The organism is Pseudoalteromonas sp. S408 (assembly GCF_005886645.1).
Taxonomy (GTDB): domain Bacteria; phylum Pseudomonadota; class Gammaproteobacteria; order Enterobacterales; family Alteromonadaceae; genus Pseudoalteromonas.
The window spans coordinates 238,242-259,355 of sequence record NZ_PNDY01000001.1 but is presented as its reverse complement, the minus strand read 5'-3'; the positions used below and the strand labels follow the sequence as shown (position 1 = coordinate 259,355).

General features: G+C 39.1%; 21 protein-coding genes. All 21 read left to right on the top strand.

Annotated features, from left to right (window positions below; translation table 11 throughout):
* Complete coding sequence (locus tag CWB62_RS01315) at positions 1 to 831, top strand: CheR family methyltransferase (protein ID WP_058403538.1); 831 nt, start codon at positions 1 to 3, stop codon at positions 829 to 831.
* A 141-nt stretch (positions 832 to 972) separates the two neighbouring features.
* The gene (gene flgB / locus CWB62_RS01310; protein ID WP_006792698.1) at positions 973 to 1,380 is read left to right on the top strand and encodes a flagellar basal body rod protein FlgB; all 408 of its coding nucleotides are present in this window, start codon (positions 973 to 975) and stop codon (positions 1,378 to 1,380) included.
* Positions 1,381 to 1,385: 5 nt separating this feature from the next.
* Positions 1,386 to 1,817, top strand: coding sequence for a flagellar basal body rod protein FlgC (gene flgC, locus CWB62_RS01305; protein WP_058403537.1), 432 nt, complete (start codon positions 1,386 to 1,388; stop codon positions 1,815 to 1,817).
* Positions 1,818 to 1,830: 13 nt separating this feature from the next.
* Positions 1,831 to 2,511, top strand: coding sequence for a flagellar hook assembly protein FlgD (locus tag CWB62_RS01300; RefSeq protein WP_058403536.1), 681 nt, complete (start codon positions 1,831 to 1,833; stop codon positions 2,509 to 2,511).
* Between the two features lie 59 nt (positions 2,512 to 2,570).
* Entirely contained in the window at positions 2,571 to 3,932 is a 1,362-nt protein-coding gene (gene flgE, locus CWB62_RS01295) for a flagellar hook protein FlgE (protein ID WP_058403535.1), read from the top strand.
* A 156-nt stretch (positions 3,933 to 4,088) separates the two neighbouring features.
* Positions 4,089 to 4,832, top strand: coding sequence for a flagellar basal body rod protein FlgF (locus CWB62_RS01290; RefSeq protein ID WP_138528768.1), 744 nt, complete (start codon positions 4,089 to 4,091; stop codon positions 4,830 to 4,832).
* A 20-nt stretch (positions 4,833 to 4,852) separates the two neighbouring features.
* On the top strand, positions 4,853 to 5,641 hold the full coding sequence (flgG, locus tag CWB62_RS01285) for a flagellar basal-body rod protein FlgG (RefSeq protein WP_006792703.1): 789 nt from the start codon (positions 4,853 to 4,855) through the stop codon (positions 5,639 to 5,641).
* Positions 5,642 to 5,656: 15 nt separating this feature from the next.
* Positions 5,657 to 6,340, top strand: coding sequence for a flagellar basal body L-ring protein FlgH (gene flgH, locus CWB62_RS01280; RefSeq protein WP_006792704.1), 684 nt, complete (start codon positions 5,657 to 5,659; stop codon positions 6,338 to 6,340).
* A gap of 12 nt (positions 6,341 to 6,352) precedes the next feature.
* Positions 6,353 to 7,447 (top strand): flagellar basal body P-ring protein FlgI, encoded by a 1,095-nt coding sequence (locus CWB62_RS01275; protein ID WP_058403533.1) that lies wholly within the window; start codon positions 6,353 to 6,355, stop codon positions 7,445 to 7,447.
* A 122-nt stretch (positions 7,448 to 7,569) separates the two neighbouring features.
* Positions 7,570 to 8,565, top strand: coding sequence for a flagellar assembly peptidoglycan hydrolase FlgJ (gene flgJ, locus CWB62_RS01270; protein ID WP_058403532.1), 996 nt, complete (start codon positions 7,570 to 7,572; stop codon positions 8,563 to 8,565).
* A complete protein-coding gene (gene flgK / locus CWB62_RS01265; protein ID WP_138528766.1) occupies positions 8,566 to 10,569 on the top strand; it encodes a flagellar hook-associated protein FlgK in 2,004 nt (667 codons plus the stop codon).
* 2 nt (positions 10,570 to 10,571) lie between these two features.
* On the top strand, positions 10,572 to 11,804 hold the full coding sequence (gene flgL, locus CWB62_RS01260; protein WP_058403530.1) for a flagellar hook-associated protein FlgL: 1,233 nt from the start codon (positions 10,572 to 10,574) through the stop codon (positions 11,802 to 11,804).
* A gap of 334 nt (positions 11,805 to 12,138) precedes the next feature.
* Positions 12,139 to 13,113 (top strand): flagellin N-terminal helical domain-containing protein, encoded by a 975-nt coding sequence (locus tag CWB62_RS01255; protein ID WP_058403529.1) that lies wholly within the window; start codon positions 12,139 to 12,141, stop codon positions 13,111 to 13,113.
* Between the two features lie 497 nt (positions 13,114 to 13,610).
* Positions 13,611 to 14,579 carry a flagellin N-terminal helical domain-containing protein gene (locus tag CWB62_RS01250; RefSeq protein ID WP_010555890.1) on the top strand — a complete coding sequence of 323 codons (969 nt, stop codon included), beginning with the start codon at positions 13,611 to 13,613 and terminating at the stop codon, positions 14,577 to 14,579.
* Positions 14,580 to 14,743: 164 nt separating this feature from the next.
* Positions 14,744 to 15,718 (top strand): flagellin N-terminal helical domain-containing protein, encoded by a 975-nt coding sequence (locus CWB62_RS01245; RefSeq protein WP_058403528.1) that lies wholly within the window; start codon positions 14,744 to 14,746, stop codon positions 15,716 to 15,718.
* Between the two features lie 86 nt (positions 15,719 to 15,804).
* A complete protein-coding gene (locus CWB62_RS01240) occupies positions 15,805 to 16,230 on the top strand; it encodes a flagellar protein FlaG (protein WP_058403527.1) in 426 nt (141 codons plus the stop codon).
* 27 nt (positions 16,231 to 16,257) lie between these two features.
* The gene (fliD, locus tag CWB62_RS01235; RefSeq protein WP_138528764.1) at positions 16,258 to 17,664 is read left to right on the top strand and encodes a flagellar filament capping protein FliD; all 1,407 of its coding nucleotides are present in this window, start codon (positions 16,258 to 16,260) and stop codon (positions 17,662 to 17,664) included.
* A 41-nt stretch (positions 17,665 to 17,705) separates the two neighbouring features.
* Complete coding sequence (fliS, locus tag CWB62_RS01230) at positions 17,706 to 18,134, top strand: flagellar export chaperone FliS (RefSeq protein ID WP_058403525.1); 429 nt, start codon at positions 17,706 to 17,708, stop codon at positions 18,132 to 18,134.
* A complete protein-coding gene (locus tag CWB62_RS01225) occupies positions 18,124 to 18,399 on the top strand; it encodes a hypothetical protein (protein WP_058403524.1) in 276 nt (91 codons plus the stop codon). Before fliS ends, CWB62_RS01225 begins: the two co-directional genes overlap by 11 nt.
* A complete protein-coding gene (locus CWB62_RS01220; protein ID WP_058403523.1) occupies positions 18,392 to 20,512 on the top strand; it encodes a motility associated factor glycosyltransferase family protein in 2,121 nt (706 codons plus the stop codon). Before CWB62_RS01225 ends, CWB62_RS01220 begins: the two co-directional genes overlap by 8 nt.
* Positions 20,513 to 20,517: 5 nt before the next feature.
* Positions 20,518 to 20,997, top strand: a complete 480-nt coding sequence (locus tag CWB62_RS01215; RefSeq protein WP_058403522.1) for a GNAT family N-acetyltransferase — start codon at positions 20,518 to 20,520, stop codon at positions 20,995 to 20,997.
* The last annotated feature ends 117 nt before the right edge of the window (positions 20,998 to 21,114 follow it).

Genomic DNA, 21,114 nt, shown 5'->3' with positions numbered 1-21,114 from the left:
TTGAATAACAAAGACTTGCAGCAAAATGAATACGATCAATTTCGTTCATTTTTAGAACAGCAATGTGGTATTGTTCTTGGTGAAAATAAGCAATACTTGGTTAAAAGCAGGCTTGCACCATTAATGGCTCGTTTTGATGTAGGGTCGTTATCTGAACTTGTTAGCAAAACACTAGGGCCACATGAAAGGCAATTACGAGCGGCTGTTGTTGATGCGATGACCACCAACGAAACTTTGTGGTTTAGAGATCAATACCCGTTTGAGCTTCTACAAAACCGCTTGTTTCCTGAGTTTAAAGAGTTAAGGCGACCGGTAAAAATTTGGTCTGCGGCCAGCTCGTCTGGGCAAGAGCCTTACTCTATTTCTATGTCGGTTGCGGAGTTTCAGGCTAAACAGCCTGGTGTATTAAAAATGGGTGCTCAAATAATTGGTACTGATATTTCTAATACCATGCTAGATATGTGCAAAAATGGCGAGTACGACGCGCTAGCTTTGGCACGAGGCCTATCGGCTGAGCGCCGTAAAAAGTTTTTTACAGACAGCGGCAATGGCATGGCAAAAGTAAACGATACATTGAAAAAGCAAGTGAGCTTTAGGCACTTAAATTTACTCGATTCGTATGCGTTGATGGGTAAATTCGATATTATTTTTTGCCGTAATGTACTTATTTATTTTTCTCCTGAAGTAAAAGCTAAAATTATTAAACAATTTGCGCAAGCACTTAACCCTAAAGGTTATTTATTTTTAGGGGCTTCGGAGTCAATGGCCGGATTAAGTGACGAATTTGATATGGTTAGATGCAACCCTGGCATTATTTACCAAAAGAAGTAAACCCTCTTTCTTTCCTTTAAAACGACACACTATGTGTCGTTTTTCATTTTAAATCATTCGATTACAAAAAATATAATCACTCAATTATAAATGGCTTATTTATTGCTTTATTCAAACTAAGTCAATTTTTTGGAGATGGTTATGGCTATCAGTTTTGATAAAGCTTTAGGTGTGCATCAGCATACTATGTTGATCCGTTCACAACGAGCAGAAGTGCTAGCGAGTAATATTGCTAATGCTGATACGCCGGGCTACAAAGCAAAAGATATTAATTTTGCCTCAGCATTAAAAGCGGCAAAATCACACCAGCAAAGCGGCAATACAATGGTAACTACTAATGAAAAACACATTGGTGGTGGTACCCGAAGTGTGGGTGGTGATGAATTATTTCGTACGCCAAATCAAACAGATACAGGTGATGGTAACTCAGTAGATGTGCAAGTGGAACGGAACTTGTATACACAGAATGCTATGGAGTATCAGGCCAGCTTACAATTTTTAAGCGGCAAGTTTAAAGGCCTGAATAAAGCCCTCGGTAGTCAAGGATAATAATTATGAGTTTATATAACGTTTTTGATATTGCTGGTTCTGGTATGAGCGCACAAAATGTGCGTTTAAATACCACTGCGAGTAATATTTCGAATGCCAATACAATTAGCTCTTCTCAAGACAAAACGTACCGGGCGCGACAACCTGTATTTGCTGCAGAGCTTACCAAAGCTTCTGAGTCGGCAAGTAACAATCAGGGCTCCTCTGTTGGTGTTAAGGTGCTGGGCATTGTTGAAAGCAGTGCACCATTACAAATTGAATACAACCCTAATCACCCGAGTGCGGATGAAAATGGTTATATTTACAAACCCAACGTTAATGTTGTAGAGGAGATGGCTAACATGATTTCTGCCTCTCGCTCTTATGAAACAAACGTGCAAGTTGCAGATGCAGCTAAGCAAATGTTAAGTAAAACTCTGCTGCTAGGTCAGCGTTAACCGAGGGTAGGTTATGAGTAACGATATTAGTACATCTTCATCCTATTTAGACTCTTTAAGGTGGCAGGATACAACACCAACTACAACCGAAGAGCAAAGCGATGCGTTAACTCAAGAAGATTTCTTCTCGTTGTTAACTCAGCAATTATCGTTTCAAGATCCGAGCAAGCCTGCGGATAACGATCAAATGATTGCGCAAATGACCAACTTCACTATGGCTGAAGGTATCTCAAACCTTAATAGTAATTTTGAGTCACTTGCAGCTTCGATGACATCTAACTCCGCTTTACAAGCGTCAACATTAGTTGGAAAGCAAGCGTTATTAGAGTCAGATTCTTTAGATTTAAATGCAACGGGTGACGCCAAAGGATCAGTGGTTGCAGAAAGCCCAGTAGAGAGTTTAACGCTTCGTATTACGGATGAATCTGGACAACTTGTAAGAAGTATTGAACTAGGATCGCAATCGGCTGGTGCAGTACGTTTTGCTTGGGATGGTAAAAACGAAGCGGGTGAACGTTTACCAGAGGGTGAATACAATATAGTGGCTGAAGGCAGCACCAACGGTGAATTTTCAAGCCTTCCTATTGCTACGTTTAAAAATATTGAAAGTGTAAATATAAATGGTGCTAATGGCATCATTATTAACACTAAAGAAGGTGCGGTTAGGCTGACTGATGTCGCAGAGATCGCGTAATAGAGTTTAATAATATTTCGCCTGTTTGCAGGCTGTATTTAATAGGTTAGAGGTCAATTATGAGCTTCAATATTGCATTAACAGGCATAGCTGCCGCACAAAAAGATTTAGACGTTACCGCAAATAATATTGCGAACGTTAATACAACCGGTTTTAAAGAGTCACGTGCTGAGTTTGCAGATGTATATGCCTCTTCAGTCTTTAGTTCTGGTAGAACTAAAAATGGTGACGGTGTTCAAACTACTATGGTTGCCCAGCAATTTCACCAAGGTTCGCTGCAATTTACTAATAACTCATTGGATTTAGCCATTACAGGTGAAGGCTACTTTGCAATGAGCCAAGACCTGGGTGCGCAAGATTTTACCTTTACAAGAGCAGGGGCTTTTAAGTTAGATAAAGATAACTTTATCGTTGATGCTAAAGGTAACTTTTTACAAGGTTTCCCTGTAGATGAGGCTACCGGCGATACGACCTCTGTTAGTTTAAGTACTTCGTCGGCACTGCAAATCCCTGATTCGTCTGGATCACCTCGTGCAACGGCAACGGTATACAGCTCATTTAATTTAGATTCACGTGCAGATGCGCCTTCGTTGCCATTTGATCCAACAGAAAGTGCTTCGTATAACTCATCAACTTCAACCACTGTTTACGATTCACTGGGTGAGGCACATGTTTTACAATACTTTTTTGTAAAAAATGATCCGACGACAAACCCTAATGAGTGGGATATACATGCAACGCTCGATGGTTTAGTTGTTGATCCAGCAACGGGCGCTGAGCAAACTACTGCGCCATACACACCTTTAACTACCCTAGGTTTTAGCTCAAGCGGTTTACCTGAAACAACAAATGGGGTTGCTAATGCAAACCCAAGCAGTTTCGATGAGTTAGTTTTACCTGCGGGTGCTGGGACTGGTTTATCTTCGTTACTGACCAACGGCGCGTCATTTCCTGATACGGGCGTAGAGCTTAATTGGCGAGATGAGGCTGCAACTACAAATAAGCAGCCAACTCAGTACGCAAGTCGATTTGAAGTTAAAGCGCTAGACCAAGATGGCGCTACGGTTGGTCGTTTAGCGGGTATTGATATTGGTACCGACGGAAAAATAGTGGCTTCATACAGTAATGGCGACACATCTTTCTTAGGTCAGGTAGCGATGGTTCGTTTTTCTAATTCACAGGGTTTATCGCAAGTTGGTGATACCTCTTGGAAAAAGAGCTTAACGTCAGGAGAGCCAATTGCAGGTGAACCAGGTTCGGGTACATTAGGTTCAATAAATTCATCAGCACTAGAGCAATCTAATGTGAACTTAACGAATGAGTTGGTTGACCTAATTAGTGCTCAGCGTAACTTCCAGGCTAACTCTCGTGCGCTTGAGGTTAACTCAACACTGCAACAGGCAATTTTACAGATTCGTTAATTTAATACTTAACACCATGTTAAGGGCTGCTTTTTAAAGTGGCCCTTTTTATTTTTACTTCATTTAGTTTGTTTTATAACCATTTTACATCATTTCCTATTGTGGCATCTATTTTGCATTTCCTGTGTATAGAGATTTTTGAAATGAGTCGATGCTATGGACAAAATGGTTTACATTGCGGCCTCAGGCGCTAAACAAAGCCTACAAGGGCTGGCCCTCAAAGCCAATAATTTGGCGAATGCGAATACCACTGGATTTAAGTCAGACTTTGCACAAGCTCGCTCTATGCAGGCTTTTGGCGAAGGGTTGCCGTCGCGTGTTTTTTCTATGCAAGAGCGTCCGGGTTCTAATATGACCTCTGGCGGCATAGTCGAAACAGGCAGAGACCTAGATATTGCAATGAGCGATAACGCGTGGTTAAGCGTGCAAGATGCCTCAGGCAATGAAGCTTACACCAAGGTGGGTACATTAAATATTACCGCTGAAGGTAGGTTAATGACCAGCCATGGTCGTCAAGTAATTGGCGAAGGCGGGCCTGTTATTTTACCAGTACCGATCGAAAAAATTGAATTTAGTGAAGACGGTGCAATTCAAGTTCGTCCGCAGGGGGCGCCTGCTACGTTTTTAGAAGAAGTTGACCGTTTGAAGGTGGTTGAAGCTAATAGTTTTCAACTAGAAAAAGGGAACGATGGTTTATTTAGGCCTAAGGCAGGAGAGGTTGTTGATACTTCTGCCAATGTCAAAGTATTAAGCGGAACCTTAGAAATGTCTAATGTGAACCCTGTTCACGAAATGGTCGATATGATCAGCCATCAACGTCAATTTGAGTTACAAGTAAAACTGATGAAAACAGCTGAAGATCTTGATAGATCACAAGATCAGCTGATGCGCATAGTTTAACTTTAAATGAGGACACGATTATGAATCCAGCATTGTGGATCAGTAAAACGGGGCTAGACGCTCAACAAACCGATATTTCGGTTATATCAAACAATTTAGCGAATGCCAGTACGGTCGGTTATAAAAAAAGCCGCGCTATTTTTGAAGATTTACTCTATCAAAATATTAACCAGCCCGGAGGCCGCTCGTCACAAGACACCGAAATGCCATCTGGTTTAATGTTAGGTGCCGGTGCAAAAGTAGTGGCTAACCAAAAAAACTTTTCTCAAGGTAATATGCTAACTACTGAGAATTCATTGGATTGGATGATCTCAGGGCCTGGCTTTTTTGAAGTATTACAACCCGATGGCAATATTGCTTATTCTCGTAATGGGCAGTTTACTACCGATGGCGATGGTCGAATTGTAACGTCTGGTTCTGGCTATGTTGTGCAACCAGAGATGAACGTTCCTGATGATGCGCAATCAATCACTATTTCACAAGATGGTGAAGTATCTGTGCGTATTTCAGGCCAAGCCGACAACGTTGTTATTGGCCAGCTTACAATTAGTGATTTTATTAATCCATCGGGTCTTGAGCCTGTAGGGCAAAACCTTTACACCGAAACGGCTGTAAGTGGCGCGCCTGTGCAAGGTAACCCGGGTGTAGAAGGCTTAGGCACAATTATTCAGGGTTCACTTGAAACATCAAATGTAAATGTAACAGAAGAGTTGGTTAACCTGATTGAAACGCAGCGAATCTATGAAATGAACTCAAAAGTTATTTCGGCTGTTGATGAAATGATGAGTTACATTAATCAGCAATTATAAGGTGTAGGGGGAATTATGCGTCATTATATGTTATTTGCGGTAGGTACATTATTTTTAAGTGGCTGTGTCTCAACACAAAATAGTGATGTTGTTCAAGATGACCCCTATTATGCGCCAATGTATCCTGAACCAAGTATGGAGCCGGTAGTTGCAACGGGTTCGTTATTTAATACTAATGTATCAAACGACTTATACGCAGACAGAAAAGCACTGCGTACTGGCGATATTATTACTGTTAATCTACAAGAGTCTACTCAAGCAACGAAAGCTGCTAAAACAGAAACTGATAAGCAATCTGATGCAAGCCTAGACCCTGTAATAGGGCTTGGAGGTTTACCCGTTAACATTGGTGGCGATAGTATTCAGTTTGGTATTGGTAGCGATGCCTCTTTTACGGGTGATTCTAAATCAAATCAATCCAACAGCTTATTTGGCAATATTTCGGTCAATGTTATGCGTGTTCTACCTAACGGTAACTTAGTGATTCGCGGCGAAAAGTGGTTAACCTTAAACACTGGCGAAGAATTTATCCGTTTGGAAGGTTTGGTACGCCCGCAAGATGTGAGTTCTGATAATACAGTTGAGTCAAACCGAATAGCCAATGCACGTATTCAGTACTCTGGCAAAGGGCAAACACAAGAAGCGCAAAGTGCAGGTTGGTTAACACGTTTTTTCAGCAGTTCGATTTTTCCTTTTTAGAGGGCATTCATTATGAATGTATTAAAGTTAATTTGTTTAATCACGCTAATAGGTTGCCATTTTTCGGCAAATGCAGAGCGTATTAAAGATATTTCTATGGTCGAAGGGGTTAGATCGAACCAGTTGGTAGGTTATGGCTTAGTAGTCGGTTTACCGGGTACTGGTGAGCAAAGCCGGTTTACTCAACAAAGCTTTAAAGGCATGTTGAGCAATTTTGGAATTTCGCTACCTGCAAGCTTAAGTCCTAAAATTAAAAACGTTGCTGCCGTTGCTGTACATGCTGAATTACCTGCTTTTAGAAAGCCAGGTCAAACAATTGACGTCACCGTTTCATCTATCGGCAGTGCGGGTAGCTTGCGTGGCGGTACTTTGTTGCAAACGTTTTTAAAAGGGGCTGATGGCAATGTATATGCTGTAGCTCAAGGCAGTTTAATTGTTGGAGGCCTCGGCGCACAAGGTGCTGACGGCAGCCGTGTTGTTATTAATACCCCGACGGTGGGGCGCATTCCAAGTGGCGCAACAGTAGAGCGTGAAGTTAAAAGCCCGTTTATGCAAGGTGACTTTATAACTTTTAATTTAAATCGCCCTGATTTTACAACAGCAAAGCGCCTTGAAAAAACAATTAACGATTTAGTCGGGCCTAACAGTGCAAAAGCAATCGATTCAGTCTCTGTTCGTGTGATTGCTCCTAGAGATGCCTCTCAACGCGTATCTTATTTATCAACACTTGAAAACCTTGAGTTTAAACCTGCAGATATGTCTGCCAAAATTATAGTTAACTCCCGTACTGGTACTATTGTAATAGGCAAAAATGTTAAGTTGCAGCCTGCTGCAATAACGCATGGTGGGTTAACAGTGACTATTACAGAGCAGCAAAACGTGACTCAACCTAATGCGTTGGCTGAGGGGGAAACGGTAGTGACACAGCAATCAATCATTGATGTTAACCAAGATGATTCTCGTGCATTTGTTTTTAACCCGGGTGTTAGCTTAGACGATTTAGTACGCGCTATTAACGAGGTAGGCGCTGCACCAGGCGACTTAATGGCTATTTTAGAAGCCCTAAAAGAAGCTGGAGCTATTAACGGTCAACTTGTTGTTATTTAATATTTATTAAGCTTTAGCAAATGCTTTGCTAAAGCTTCCCTTTTACTCCCTCATTCACATTTCCAATCTGGCTTAAATTTTGCATTTTAATTTATATTATTCACTATTGTGTCAAAAAGCTGATGGAAACGAATCATCTAGACAAACAAAACTTTTTTGATTTAGGCAATTTAGATTCACTTCGTAAAGAAGCCTTAAGCAGTGGTGATGCATCGACTGATGCGTCTAAAGCCGCTCTAAAAAAAGCAGCTGCGCAATTTGAAGCTATTTTCACTCAAATGTTACTTAAAAGTATGCGTAAAGCTAACGAAGCGTTTGAAGATAAAGAAAGTCCGCTTAACTCAAGTAGTGTTAAGTTTTTTGAAGACATGCACGATCAACAGCTATCTACTGAGCTTTCATCAAATGGCTCTTTAGGCCTTGCTGATTTAATTGTTCAGCAGTTATCGCCAGACGGCAAAACTTTTATGCCGGGCTCTGTATTGAGAACCACCAATGACTTTTTAAGTGATATGCGTGCTGGCTCGTCGCTTCCTCATACTCAAAACGAAGAAAATGCAGCGATTAATGTGCATAACAATAAAGCCGATTCTAAAGTGCCTAAAGCATCTTCAGCGCCATTCGAAAGCACAGAAGAGTTTGTTACTACAGTGTGGGAACACGCTAAAACTGCAGCACAAAAAATTGGCTTAAACCCTGCTGTAATGGTTGCACAAGCGGCACTTGAGACTGGTTGGGGTAAGCACATTATTAATAAGAGCGACGGCAATAGTTCAAATAACTTATTTAATATCAAATCAGATAAAAGCTGGGATGGCGAAAAGGCAAGTAAAGTAACCCTAGAATTTGAAGAAGGAACACCTGTTAAAAAGCAGGCTAGTTTCAGAGCTTATGACTCGATAAAAGAGAGTGTTAACGACTTTGTTGATTTTTTAACTCAAAATCCTCGTTATCAAGAAGCATTACAAAATACTGCTAAGCCAAGCGATTTTTTAGATTCTTTACAAAGAGCTGGCTATGCAACGGATCCTAATTACGCGGACAAGATAAAAAAAGTACTTAACAGTGCTCAATTAAAAGATGTTGCAACAAGCGTAATTCGCCAAGGAGTAAAGTAAATGTCGTTTAACTTATTAAATATTGCCAGTTCAGGGGTTAGAGCTAACTCTGAACTACTGCAAACGACAAGTAAAAATATTGCGAATGTAAATACCGAAGGCTACGTGCGAGAGCGCACTGAGCATACAACTATGATCGATAACCAGGTAGGAAAAGGAGAAACCTATCGCTTGTTAAATCAGTTTGCGCAAGAGCAATTAAATAGAGATACCTCTAATAAAACGTTTTTTGATCAGTTTGTTACAGAAGCAAATCGTGTTGATAGTTTGTTTTCAGAAGACTCTAATAGTTTATCTACTAGTATAAACTCATTGTTTAATAATGTTCAAGAGTCGCTAAATCAACCCTCATCTACTGTTGCTCGCTCGCTTGTGATGACCGATGCTGAAAACTTAGTGAATCAAATGGACAGACTCTCAGGCATTGTTTTTGATCAGAAAAATATTGTCAATGAACAGCTAGACGTATTTACAGAAGAGGCGAATGGCTTAATTCAAAAAATTGGCACATTAAATCAGGATATTGCCGCTGTAAACGGCACTAATAACCAAGCAGATGCGAGCTCTACTTATAATGAACGCGATAAGGCTATCCGTGATTTATCTGAGCTAATAGACATAGAAACACTGGATGGTCCAAACGGTGAAAAACTTGTATTTATGGGCACAGGTGAAGCAGTTGTAATGCAAAATGGCTCGTTTAATTTGTTTTCTATGCGTGGCGATCCTGATCCAAATTTTAAAGAGCTTAGGCTAGATGTAAATGGTGGCAAGGCAGTGCCGCTTGAAGTTGATGTATCTAAATTAAAAGGAAAAATCGGCGGATTACTGGCATTTAGAGACGATGTGCTAGTCCCGGCTCAAAATCAAATTGGCCAAATGGGTTTAGCAATAGCTGATTCTTTTAATGAACAAAACAAGCTAGGTATGGACGCTAATGGAGAGCTTGGGGGAAACATTTTTAATATTCCTACGGTTGGTGGCTATGCTTATGCAGCGAATACGGGTAGCTCAAGTATGACTGCAACGCTTGAAGCAGGCAAAGGCGGTGAATTGCCGGCAAGTGATTTTATAGTCACTTATACCAGTGCGACAACGGTAGAGATTCAGCCCATAGATAATAAAGGTGAGCCGCTAGGCACCGCATCAACAGCAAATATAACCGCTGGCGTCATTGATTCATCTACAATCACGAGTGGCGAATCGTTTGGTTTAGAAATTAATGTTGCGGGCGCTGCAAATACAGGTGATCAGTTTCAAATAAAGCTTAACTCTGAGTCGGCGGCAAATATGTCTTTAGCAACCAACCGTGGTGAAGATCTAGCCCTTGCAGCACCAATAAGAACAGCAAACGACATTAACAACATAGGTAATGCCACAATTACGGTTGGTGAAGTAAGTGATGTTACTACAGGTAGCTTTACAACATCACCAGCAGGCCTTACAAACGGGCCTATTACTGTTGTTAAAACCGCTAATCTAAATGAATACACAATAAGCGATGGTGTGAATAGCAGTACTTTTACAGCAACTTCGCCAGCAAAAGACATGTTGCAACAGGCTGGTGGTGGCTTTGAATTATATGGTTTTGACTTTGATATTGAAGGCAGCCCTGAAACCGGCGACACATTTACGCTTGAGTTTAACGAAGGTGGTTTTGATGATAATCGTAACGGTCAAAAGTTAGCGGGGTTACAACAAGGTGAACTAGTGCGCCAAAATATTGTTACCGGTGCAAACTCAGACAACCACAAAACATTTAATCAGGCTTATGCTGGGTTGGTTAGCGATATTGGCGTGGTAACTAATCAAGCAAAAACAAATGGCGACGCGTTTGAAGCGCTTGCTCAGCAATCTGAAGCCTGGTACGAATCGCTTTCTGGTGTAAACCTAGATGAAGAGGCTGCCAATTTATTACGTTTTCAACAGTCTTACGCCGCTTCTGCGCAGGTGCTTGCAACCGCTCGTACTATTTTTGACACTATATTAAGTGCTGCGAGGTAATTATGCGCTTATCAAATAACTTGATGTACCAAAGTAGTTTAAATTCAATTTTGAACAATCAACAAAATGTTAGTAAGGCTCAAGAGCAAGTAAATACTCAAAAGCGTGTATTAACGGCGTCGGATGATCCTGCTGCAGCTTCTCGCGCACTTCAATATACCGATAGAATTCAGAGTAATGAGCAGTACAGTAAAAATATAACCATGCTTAATAGCCGTTTGAATATAGAAGAAGGTGCCCTTGAAAACATAAAAGGCGCCTTAGAGAGAGCGCATACTTTAACCATTCAATCAGGTAACGGTGCTTACAGTGCTGCTGACAGAGAAGGGCTTGCCGAAGAAATCAAAGCGCTTCAAAGTACAGTCCTTGATTTAATGAACTCTAAAACGGAAGACGGAAAATACATTTTTTCTGGTTATCAGGACAATACACAGACTTACTCGCTCGATTCATCTACTGGCTTGTATGTGTATGGTGGCGACCAAGGTCAGCATATGATTAAGATAGCCGAAGGGGTTAATATTAAATCAAGTGATAATGGGTTTGATGCATTTGAAAAAGTGGATGCGCGTTTAGATGTTGTTTCTAGCGATGGAATTGTATCGGGCGGGATTACAAGCTCTAAGGTGTATGTGACCGAGCAAGGTCAATTTGATACGTTTCATAAAACTAATTATAACCCTGATCCGGCAGCGGCAGCGGGTGCCAATACACTAAATGTGATCACAACGGCAGGAACACCCAACACTTATCAAATTGAGCAAGCAGGTACAATACTAGCAACCGGCAATATTGACGACTCTACTATTAAGTTTGCTGGTATGGAGATAAGTGTTACTCCAGTTGCGACAGGTCAAATTGATATTACGCTTGAAGCACCTAAAAAAGAAAATGTGCTCAACTCAATGAGTGAACTTATTGCAGGCCTGACTAACCCTGCGTTAACAGAAGAGGAGTTTGAGCAAGTTATTGCAGACTCGCTTGTTCAAATTATGAACGCTAAAAATAATGTGTCTCTAACACAAGCTGGGCTGGGTGGGAGAATAAATACAGCAGAAAAAGTACTGCAATCAAATACAGATTTAGATATTAATAACAAATCAGCACGATCTGACTTAGTAGATATAGATATAACAGAAGCAATAACTGAGTTAACCAAACAAGAAACTGCACTTCAGGCATCACAGGCAACCTTTGGCCGTTTAGCAAACCTTTCATTGTTTGATTACTTGTAATTAAACTCAGAGTAAGGCAATACTTTGCCTTACTCTTTAAAACTCTTCGCTTTTAATAAATACTTTATTTAAATTAACCGCTTATCTCATAAATAAAAGCACTTTATAAACATTTTTAATGGTGTTTGCATTTATCGATGAATTTAAATTTTGTATATTTTAATTTAATAAATTCAGTAAGTTAAAAAATAAGTCTGATTTTTTAAAAAAAAAGCTAAAGGATTTTTTTTCTAGACCGATAACTTAATTAACCAAGCACAGCGTTGAAATTACAACCACTGCTTAATCTAGTAAGTTTGAGAGTAAATGATAAGTTTACTTTAGGAGAGACATCATGGCTTTATATGTAAATACAAATGTTAGCGCGTTAAACGCACAAAGACAATTAAACAACTCAGGTAATGCACTTGATACATCATTCCAACGTTTATCATCTGGTATGCGTATCAATAGTGCAAAAGATGATGCGGCAGGCCTACAAATTTCTGACCGTCTTACATCACAAGTAAATGGTTTGAATCAAGGTAACCGTAACGCGAATGACGGTATTTCTCTAGCACAAACTGCTGAGGGTGCACTTGACGAAGTAACATCAATGTTCCAACGTATTCGTACACTTGCTCAGCAAGCATCAAATGGTTCAAATACTGATGAAGACCGTTTAGCTATCCAAGAGGAAATTCGCTCGTTATCATCAGAAGTAAACCGTGTTGCTGAAGATACAACATTCGGTGGTCAAAACCTTCTTGATGGTTCTTACAAAGCAAGCTTCCAAGTTGGTGCTGATGCAGTACAAACTATCGGTTTCAGCATGAAAGATGTGGGCAACACGGCAAGTGGTCCAAACTCAATTTCTGCAAACGGCGGTTTTACATTATCAGGAATTGCAGGTGTTGCTAGTAACTTAACGGGTAAAGGTTTGACAACTTTAGCCGCAGGTGTTTCTGATATTTCTGGTGCAGCCGTAGCAGGCACGGATGACTTTGATGCTAAATTTAGAGCTGACACAATCAGTGTATCTACTCAAGGTAATGCACAATTTGTTTTAGCAGGTATGGATTCGTTGATTGCTGTTGTTGATAAAAAACGTGCAGAGCTTGGTGCGGTTCAAAACCGTTTCCAATCAACAATTCGTAATCAGTCAAATATTTCTGAAAACTTATCAGCTGCGCGTTCACGTATCAAAGATACCGATTTCGCATCAGAGACTGCAAACTTAACTAAAATGCAGATTTTACAACAAGCAAGCCAAACAATTTTAGGACAAGCTAATCAGCGTCCACAGGCTGCACTTAGCCTACTAGGTTAATTAAAATTTTAGAAATGATGTTAGTCAATTTATTGACGAAGAAAAAATGAAAGCGCCCTTGCTTAATGGGGTATTAACAAAGGCGCTATAGGATTTTGCCAGCGGAGGCTTTAATCCAAGTTGTTCTAACATTTGTAGAACATATATGTACTAGCATAAACTATGCCATTAGTTTATTTTAGTCACCCACTCTCAAACTTATCAAATAATAAGGCCCTTAACGGGCCTTATTCATTAATTATACTCCTTCAATCTCAAACTGCCCAAACTTAAATCAAGACACACCAGACAACGTATTCTCAATCTTTAACAGTCCTTAAAATAAAGTTGGCCTAATGCTTGCTTTTGTCTTTGTAAGTTTATTATTAACTTACAAAGTGGCAGATAGTTGCCCCTAGGCAGAGTATAACGCCTATATATCTAGCTACTTTGTCAAATTCCCACTTTCTTTGAACGAGATAGTGACCTAACTTTGACAGATAAGAAGAGAGTTTATTATGGCTTTATATGTAAATACCAATGTGAGTGCGATTAATGCACAAAGGCAGCTTGAGAGAAGCGGCGGTGACTTAGATACGTCTTTCAAACGCTTATCCTCTGGCCTTCGTATTAACAGCGCAGCAGATGATGCCGCAGGTTTACAAATTTCAGATCGTTTACAGTCGCAAATATTAGGTCTTAACCAAGGTAACCGAAATGCGAATGATGGTATTTCTTTAGCGCAAACTGCTGAAGGTGCTATGGATGAAATTACCTCTACTTTTCAGCGTATTCGCACGCTTGCACAACAAGCTTCAAACGGCTCAAATACAGATGAAGACAGATTAGCTATCCAAGAAGAAATCCGTCAATTATCTGATGAAGTTAACCGTATAGCTACCGATACTACTTTTGGCGGTCAAAATCTGCTTGATGGTACTTACTCTGCAAGTTTTCAAATTGGTGCTGATGCGGTTCAAACAATCGGGTTTAGCATGCAGGATGTAGGTGGCAGTGCTAATACAATTTCTGCAAACGGTGGTTTTACAATGTCTGGTATAGCAGGGATTGCATCTGCAGTTGCAGGTAAAAGTATGTCTACTTTTGCGGCCGGAATTAGCGAAATTGGTAGTGGTAGTATTACAGCTGCAACTGCTAGCTTCACAAGTATGGTTGCTGCAGAGATAAGTGTATCTACTCAGGCTAATGCACAGCAAGTGTTTGCAGGTATGGATGCAATGATTGCTGTAGTTGATAAAAAGCGTGCTGAATTAGGTGCGGTACAGAACCGTTTCCAATCAACAATTCGAAACCAAGCTAATATTTCTGAAAATTTATCTGCTGCGAAATCGCGTATCAAAGACGCTGACTTTGCAATGGAGACGGCTAACTTAACTAAAAATCAGATATTACAACAAGCAAGTCAAACTATTTTAGGGCAAGCTAATCAGCGTCCACAGGCCGCACTTAGTCTACTTCAAGGTTAATAAAATTAAAGTAAGTAGAAATTAAATACAAATAAAGCTAAAGCTTTCGCTTTATCGGACGATAAATGATTTAGAGGACTAAAAATCCAGGACTCTAAATCACGGATAATAACAGGGTAGGGGTATCCCGTTACTATCTATCGAACTTTGAAGCGGAGGCTATCATGGCTTTATATGTAAATAGTAATGTGAGTTCTTTGAACGCACAAAGACAACTGAGCAAATCAAGTAATGCATTGGATACTTCATTCCAACGTCTATCTTCAGGTATGCGTATCAACAGTGCAAAAGACGATGCTGCAGGTATGCAGATTTCAAACCGTTTATCATCACAAGTTAATGGTTTAAATCAGGGTAACCGAAACGCAAATGATGGTATTTCACTTGCACAAACAGCTGAAGGGGCACTTGATGAAGTAACATCGATGTTCCAACGTATTCGTACACTGGCACAACAAGCATCAAATGGTTCAAACACAGATGAAGATCGCCTAGCGATTCAAGAAGAAATTCGTTCATTGTCTTCAGAAGTAAACCGTGTTGCAGAAGACACTACATTCGGTGGTCAAAATTTATTAGATGGTAGTTATGACGCCAAATTCCAAGTAGGTGCAGATGCTGTGCAAACTATTGGTTTTAGTATGCAAGATGTGGGTACTACGGCAAGTGGTCCTAACTCTATTTCTGCAAATGGTGGATTCACGTTATCAGGAATCGCAGGTGTTGCTAGTAACCTAACAGGTAAAGGTTTAACAACTTTAGCTGCTGGTGTTTCTGATGTTTCTGGCGCAGCAGTTGGTGCAACAGATGACTTTGATACTAAATTTAGAGCAGATACAATTAGTGTATCAACGCAGGGTAATGCTCAGTTTGTTTTAGCTGGTATGGACTCGATGATTGCTGTTGTTGATAAGAAGCGTGCTGAGCTTGGTGCTGTTCAAAACCGTTTTCAATCAACTATTCGAAATCAGTCAAATATCTCAGAAAACTTATCGGCTGCAAAATCACGTATTCAAGATACCGATTTTGCGCAAGAAACAGCTAACCTAACTAAGATGCAGATTTTACAACAGGCTAGCCAAACAATCTTAAGCCAAGCAAATCAACGTCCACAAGCAGCGTTATCGCTTTTAGGCTAATTGATTTGAACTATGAGCCACTTTAGACTAAGCAAATAGTTCAAATGTGGCTTATAGTCTTATTATATGTTTCGAGGATAGCCGAGATGATTGATTTAAATTCTACACAAAAAACAATAGACGGGCTTAGTATTGTAAGTTCATCTATTAGTAAAGATGCGGTAAAAGAGGAAAAGCTTGAAAAGGGCACCTCTTTAACAGCAAGAGAAGCTGTTGATTTGAAGAATGCTCAAAATATTGAGGAACAAGAAGGCAAACAAGATAAAGATTTGTTTGTCGAGGTAAAAGATAATCTAGAGAAGTTAAATGAGTATATCCCGGTAACATCAACTAACTTAAAATTTGAGTTTGATGATAGTGGAGATCTTCCTATCATTAAAGTGCTTGATAAAAGTAACGATGAAGTAATTAGAGAGATACCTACCGAAGAGTTTAGGGAAATAGCTAAAGCTTTAGATGAATTTGCCGATAAATTAACTAATAAAGGTTTACTGTTTAACAAAACAGTTTAGGCCATTCCAGCTATTTAGGATTATATTATGCCTCTTATTACATCTGCGGGTATTGGTTCAGGTCTCGATTTGGAAAGTATTATTTCGGCGTCAGTTGATGCTGAAAATGTACCTAAAATGAATGCCTTTGCAGCGAAGGATGAGGCGCTTCAAGTCGAGTTATCAGCGATAGGTGAAGTTAAATCTGCTTTATCGCAGTTACAAGATACAATTGAAAAATTAGCAGACCCAGATAACTTCAATAAACGAGTTGCTAATATAACCCAGCCAACAAGTGATGACGGAGACTTGATCTCTGTTACACCTACCTCTGATATAACTCCAGGTGACTTCAAGATAGAAGTGGTTGCAATTGCTCAAGGGAGTAGAGCTTTATCTGAAGATGGGTTATTTGCTACTAATGAAGACGTTGTGAGTGCTTCAGGTGGCACATTATCGTTTTCTGCAGGCCCTGATAAAACTTTTGATTTAACCTTAGACGCCGGTGCTACTCTCTCTGACTTACGTGATGCTATAAACGACTCTGACAGTAATTTTGGTGTTACGGCAAATATTATTAACACGGGTACTGAAGCGAAGCTTGTTTTGACTTCTACTGTAACAGGGACCGGAAACGATCTTGTTATCACAAACGATAACGCTGAACTTGATAACGTATCTACTATAGCAAATGCAGGTGGTGCAGGCGGCATTGGAATAGCAGCAGAAAACTCCGCAAAAGATGCAATTATTAAAGTTGATGGTATTACCATAACAAACGATACAAACACCTTTAAAGATGCTGTACAAGATATGACGATAACAGCAAAACGTGAAAGTGTCGACAATGAGACAGCCAAGCTTTCAGTTGATTTTGACCGAGAAAGTGCAACAACGTTAGTTGATGAATTAATCACAAATTATAACAATGTTATAGGTCAACTAGGGTTTCAGTCACGCATCGGTAAGCCTTTAAATGGTGACTCTACTATCCGCTCTCTTAGTTCGCAATTAGTGAATGCTCTATCAACTAGCTTATCAGATGCAGGTCCTTTTGAGAGTATTTTTGATATCGGGCTTGGAGTTAATAAAGAAGGTTACTTAGAAAAATCGACTCTAGTGAGAAGCTTGAATGATGCGTTAGATAATAATTTTGATGATATTGGCAAGGCTTTTGCAGGTGAAAACGGTATAGCTTCAAAGTTTGAAACGTTATTGGATAACTATGTCGATACGAACGGCATTATGAAGCAGCGAGAGGACAGTTTAAATGGACAAATTTCTGATTTAGAAGATGATGTTGAAAATCATCAATTCAGAATGGAATCTTTGGAAGCTAGACTTCGCGAACAATATGCAGGGTTAGATGTACTGCTTGCACAAATGCAGTCAACGCAAACCTACTTGAGTGCACAATTGGCAAGTCTTCCGGGCTTTACACGTTCAGATGGTTAAGTATAAGTAATTGATTTAGCAATAAAATATATAGGTGAGTTATGTACAACGCTAAAGTAAAAAATTATCAAAAAGAGGCCCTAAAAACGCGAGTTGCAGGGGCCGATAGGTATGAAATTATTCAAATGCTAATGGCGGGCGCAATTGAGAAAATGGTCTTAGCAAAAGTAGCGATTGAAAAAAAACACTTGGAAGCTAAAAGCGAACATATCTCAAGAGCATCAGCGATTATCAATGCATTGCGCGGTTGTTTAGATTTTGACGCTGGTGGTGATGTGTCAACAAATCTTTATTCACTTTATACTTACATGGATGAGCGTCTATTGGATGCGAGTATCAAAAACGATCCTGAAATAATTACTGAAGTGTCGAACCTATTAAAAGAGATAAAATCAGCGTGGGATGCAATCCCTCATGAAGTAAGAGAACAAACGTTATCTGAAAATGGTATCGATGCTCATGTTGGATAAAATTGACTCTTTGATTTCGCAGCTCGAAGCTGCGATTGATGAGCCAAACCTCGAAAAAGCACTCAATTTAGACCGCAAGTTACTTGATGAAATAAAAGCGACCGATGAAATATCCCTACATGAAAATGCTACTTATTTTCTATCAGTCGCCGCAAAGCATCAAAATATAATAAATAAAGTCGACGACTTAAAAAAACAGTCTTTTAAAAATATTACTCAGTTTAATAAAAACCAAAAGAATATTAAGAAATATCAAAATGTCTAAAAATGATCTGCAAAGTGCTCAACAGTCAATAAATGAGATTGAAGAGACCCTTAATTCAATTTCGCAAAAACAAAAAAACGAAGATGCTTTTGTAGATAAAGCGAATACGACTTTCGACAATAATATCGTAGCGTTTAAAAAGTATTTTCCTGATATTGCCGAGAAATTTAGTTCGCATCAGCCAAGCAGTAAATTTAATTTATTTCTTAACCACAATGGTACAGCTAATTTTGTTGACTACGACACAGGGGTTCCTATTTATAGTGAAGACCCGCATAAGCAGTCTAGTGAGCAAATAAAGAATATGCTTGAAAACCCTATAATGGGTAAAGTTGACCATAGCCAATTGGAATTCTTAAAAAATGAGACGGGTTTTATCCATATTGATTTAATGGCTGAAATTGGCGCTATCTACAATGAAACGCAACAGGATCTTCCTTCGACAAAAGATGTTGCTGAATATGTACCCAGTGCAATTATTTTTGGCGTTGGCTTAGGATATCATTTAGATCATTTTTTTGACTCTTTTAATGCAGCTTATATAAGCATCTTTGAACCCAATGAAGATTATTTTTTTGCAAGTTTATTTACATTTGACTGGGCTAATTTTCTTAGCAAAGTAGATGAAGCTGGAAGTTATTTATATTTCTCGATTGGTGTGCCTGAGCAAGAAATGTATGAAGCTTTGCATTTAAGAGCTGGAGAAATTGGTGCGTTTAGTGTTGCAAGTGCACTATTTTTTCAACATTACCCTTCTGAATCTGTAAATAAATTAATTAATGAGTTTAAAGGCAATTATCATCAGTTTTTTATGGGGTGGGGTTTTTTTGATGATGCGCTCTTAAGCGTTGCTCATTCAGTCGAAAACTCTTTAAAACCTATTAATTTGCTACAGCCTGCGAAAAAGGTTTCCGAAAAGTATAATCATTATCCTATATTTATTGTTGCAAATGGACCTTCATTGGATAACGATATTGAAAGAATTAAAAAGTTACAAGACAAGGTCATTGTCGTTGCATGTAACTCTGCTACAACAGCATTATTAAAGCAAGGTATTACACCTGATTTTCATGTTGCACTTGAAAGAACGAAGGCAACAGAAGATTTTTTAACAGCATTTATTCCTGAAAATACCCGCCAAAAAATAAATCTACTTGTGCTAAATGTAATGTACCCAAACGTACTCGATTTGTTTGGCTGGTGTGGCGTTGCACTAAAAAGTAACGAAGCAGGTACATCATTATTTCATATTTCGGAGTTTTTAAATAATGGCAGAATCACATCAACTATAGGGTTCAGCAACCCCTTGGTTGGGAACACAGCACTTAGTTTTTTTGGTAGTATGGAATTTAAAAATATTTATCTTTTCGGTGCTGATAATGGTTATAAAGATCCTAACCATCATCATTCAAAAGGTAGCTATTATTACTCAGGTGAGGGTGAAACGATACATGCGCCTTTAAAAATGGGGGGCGAGCTCATTATACCTGGCAATTTTGGCGGCGATATAATTACCGATCACTTCATGCACACAGGAAAAGTGCAAATGGAACGTTTTTTAGAGTCTAAACTTGATTCAGGGATAAATTGTTTTAATTGCAGTGATGGGGCCGCTGTTAAGGGGAGCATGCCTTTAAGGTCAGATGATATTTTACTAGAAGAATTTATTTTTTCTAAAAATGAAGTTATTGATCATATAAAAACGCAGCCATTCTCTAGTGTAGATGAAAGTGTGTGTTTAACAGATTATTTGGATTTTGATGAGTTTGAGCAGCTATGTAACACAATGGTTGAGATACTTGATGGTCCAATTTTAAATCGAGCTGAAGCGCTCAAGCAGCTACTTGAAAGTTTAAGGTATTTGTTCTCATTTAAAAATCATCCAAGATACACACATCTTTATTTGTTACTTGAAGGTGAGTCGCTTTACGTTACCTCGGTGCTTATCTCGTTACTTTATAACTTTGGTGATGAGACATCGATAGTACCTTATTATGAGAAAGCAAAAACACTTTGGCGAGATTTCATTGCGGATGCTCCACAGCAATATAGAGACCGTTGGAATGAGTTAAGTGATTACAGCTTTGATTACTCAAAACCTTCTGTGAGCTAGTAAATATGCAGATTAAGAGTAAACGATTTGTTCTTACGCTCTTAACTGAGGCCCATGCTTCAAATCGATACCTCAGCTGGTTTGAAGATAATAAAGCTAAAGAGTTTATTAGCTATACATCGTCATCTTTAAACGAATTGAAGGCTTATATTAAAACTAAAAATGAAGACCCCGCAGCTATTTTGCTGGGTATTTTTGCTGATGGTGAGCATATTGGCAATATAAAGTATGAGCCTATCGACTTAGTTAATAAAACCGCGACAATGGGGATTTTGTTGGGTGAGGCTAGATGGCGTGGTAAAGGTGTTGCAGCTGAGGTTATTTCTGCAAGTGCAGATTACTTAGCTAAAAACTTTCATATAGAAACAATTATACTGGGTGTTGATAAGGGTAATATACCTGCAATATCTGCTTATAATAAATTGGGTTTTGAAATTAGCGAGCAAACTGACCATGGTTTGTTTATGAAAAAATCACTTCTATAAAAAATATCTATTCTTCCTAAGCCTTTTCTTAAAATAGCCGATAAGTTATTAGAGCGTAAGCGAAATTTCATTATAATGGTTGATAAATAATTTAAACTTATTATTTCTAAGGAAAAA

Coding starts and splice junctions, on each gene's coding strand:
- flgB (WP_006792698.1), top strand. CDS start 973: ATGGCTATCAGTTTTGATAAAGCTTTAGGTGTGCATCAGCATACTATG.
- flgC (WP_058403537.1), top strand. CDS start 1,386: ATGAGTTTATATAACGTTTTTGATATTGCTGGTTCTGGTATGAGCGCA.
- CWB62_RS01300 (WP_058403536.1), top strand. CDS start 1,831: ATGAGTAACGATATTAGTACATCTTCATCCTATTTAGACTCTTTAAGG.
- flgE (WP_058403535.1), top strand. CDS start 2,571: ATGAGCTTCAATATTGCATTAACAGGCATAGCTGCCGCACAAAAAGAT.
- CWB62_RS01290 (WP_138528768.1), top strand. CDS start 4,089: ATGGACAAAATGGTTTACATTGCGGCCTCAGGCGCTAAACAAAGCCTA.
- flgG (WP_006792703.1), top strand. CDS start 4,853: ATGAATCCAGCATTGTGGATCAGTAAAACGGGGCTAGACGCTCAACAA.
- flgH (WP_006792704.1), top strand. CDS start 5,657: ATGCGTCATTATATGTTATTTGCGGTAGGTACATTATTTTTAAGTGGC.
- CWB62_RS01275 (WP_058403533.1), top strand. CDS start 6,353: ATGAATGTATTAAAGTTAATTTGTTTAATCACGCTAATAGGTTGCCAT.
- flgJ (WP_058403532.1), top strand. CDS start 7,570: ATGGAAACGAATCATCTAGACAAACAAAACTTTTTTGATTTAGGCAAT.
- flgK (WP_138528766.1), top strand. CDS start 8,566: ATGTCGTTTAACTTATTAAATATTGCCAGTTCAGGGGTTAGAGCTAAC.
- flgL (WP_058403530.1), top strand. CDS start 10,572: ATGCGCTTATCAAATAACTTGATGTACCAAAGTAGTTTAAATTCAATT.
- CWB62_RS01255 (WP_058403529.1), top strand. CDS start 12,139: ATGGCTTTATATGTAAATACAAATGTTAGCGCGTTAAACGCACAAAGA.
- CWB62_RS01250 (WP_010555890.1), top strand. CDS start 13,611: ATGGCTTTATATGTAAATACCAATGTGAGTGCGATTAATGCACAAAGG.
- CWB62_RS01245 (WP_058403528.1), top strand. CDS start 14,744: ATGGCTTTATATGTAAATAGTAATGTGAGTTCTTTGAACGCACAAAGA.
- CWB62_RS01240 (WP_058403527.1), top strand. CDS start 15,805: ATGATTGATTTAAATTCTACACAAAAAACAATAGACGGGCTTAGTATT.
- fliD (WP_138528764.1), top strand. CDS start 16,258: ATGCCTCTTATTACATCTGCGGGTATTGGTTCAGGTCTCGATTTGGAA.
- fliS (WP_058403525.1), top strand. CDS start 17,706: ATGTACAACGCTAAAGTAAAAAATTATCAAAAAGAGGCCCTAAAAACG.
- CWB62_RS01225 (WP_058403524.1), top strand. CDS start 18,124: ATGTTGGATAAAATTGACTCTTTGATTTCGCAGCTCGAAGCTGCGATT.
- CWB62_RS01220 (WP_058403523.1), top strand. CDS start 18,392: ATGTCTAAAAATGATCTGCAAAGTGCTCAACAGTCAATAAATGAGATT.
- CWB62_RS01215 (WP_058403522.1), top strand. CDS start 20,518: ATGCAGATTAAGAGTAAACGATTTGTTCTTACGCTCTTAACTGAGGCC.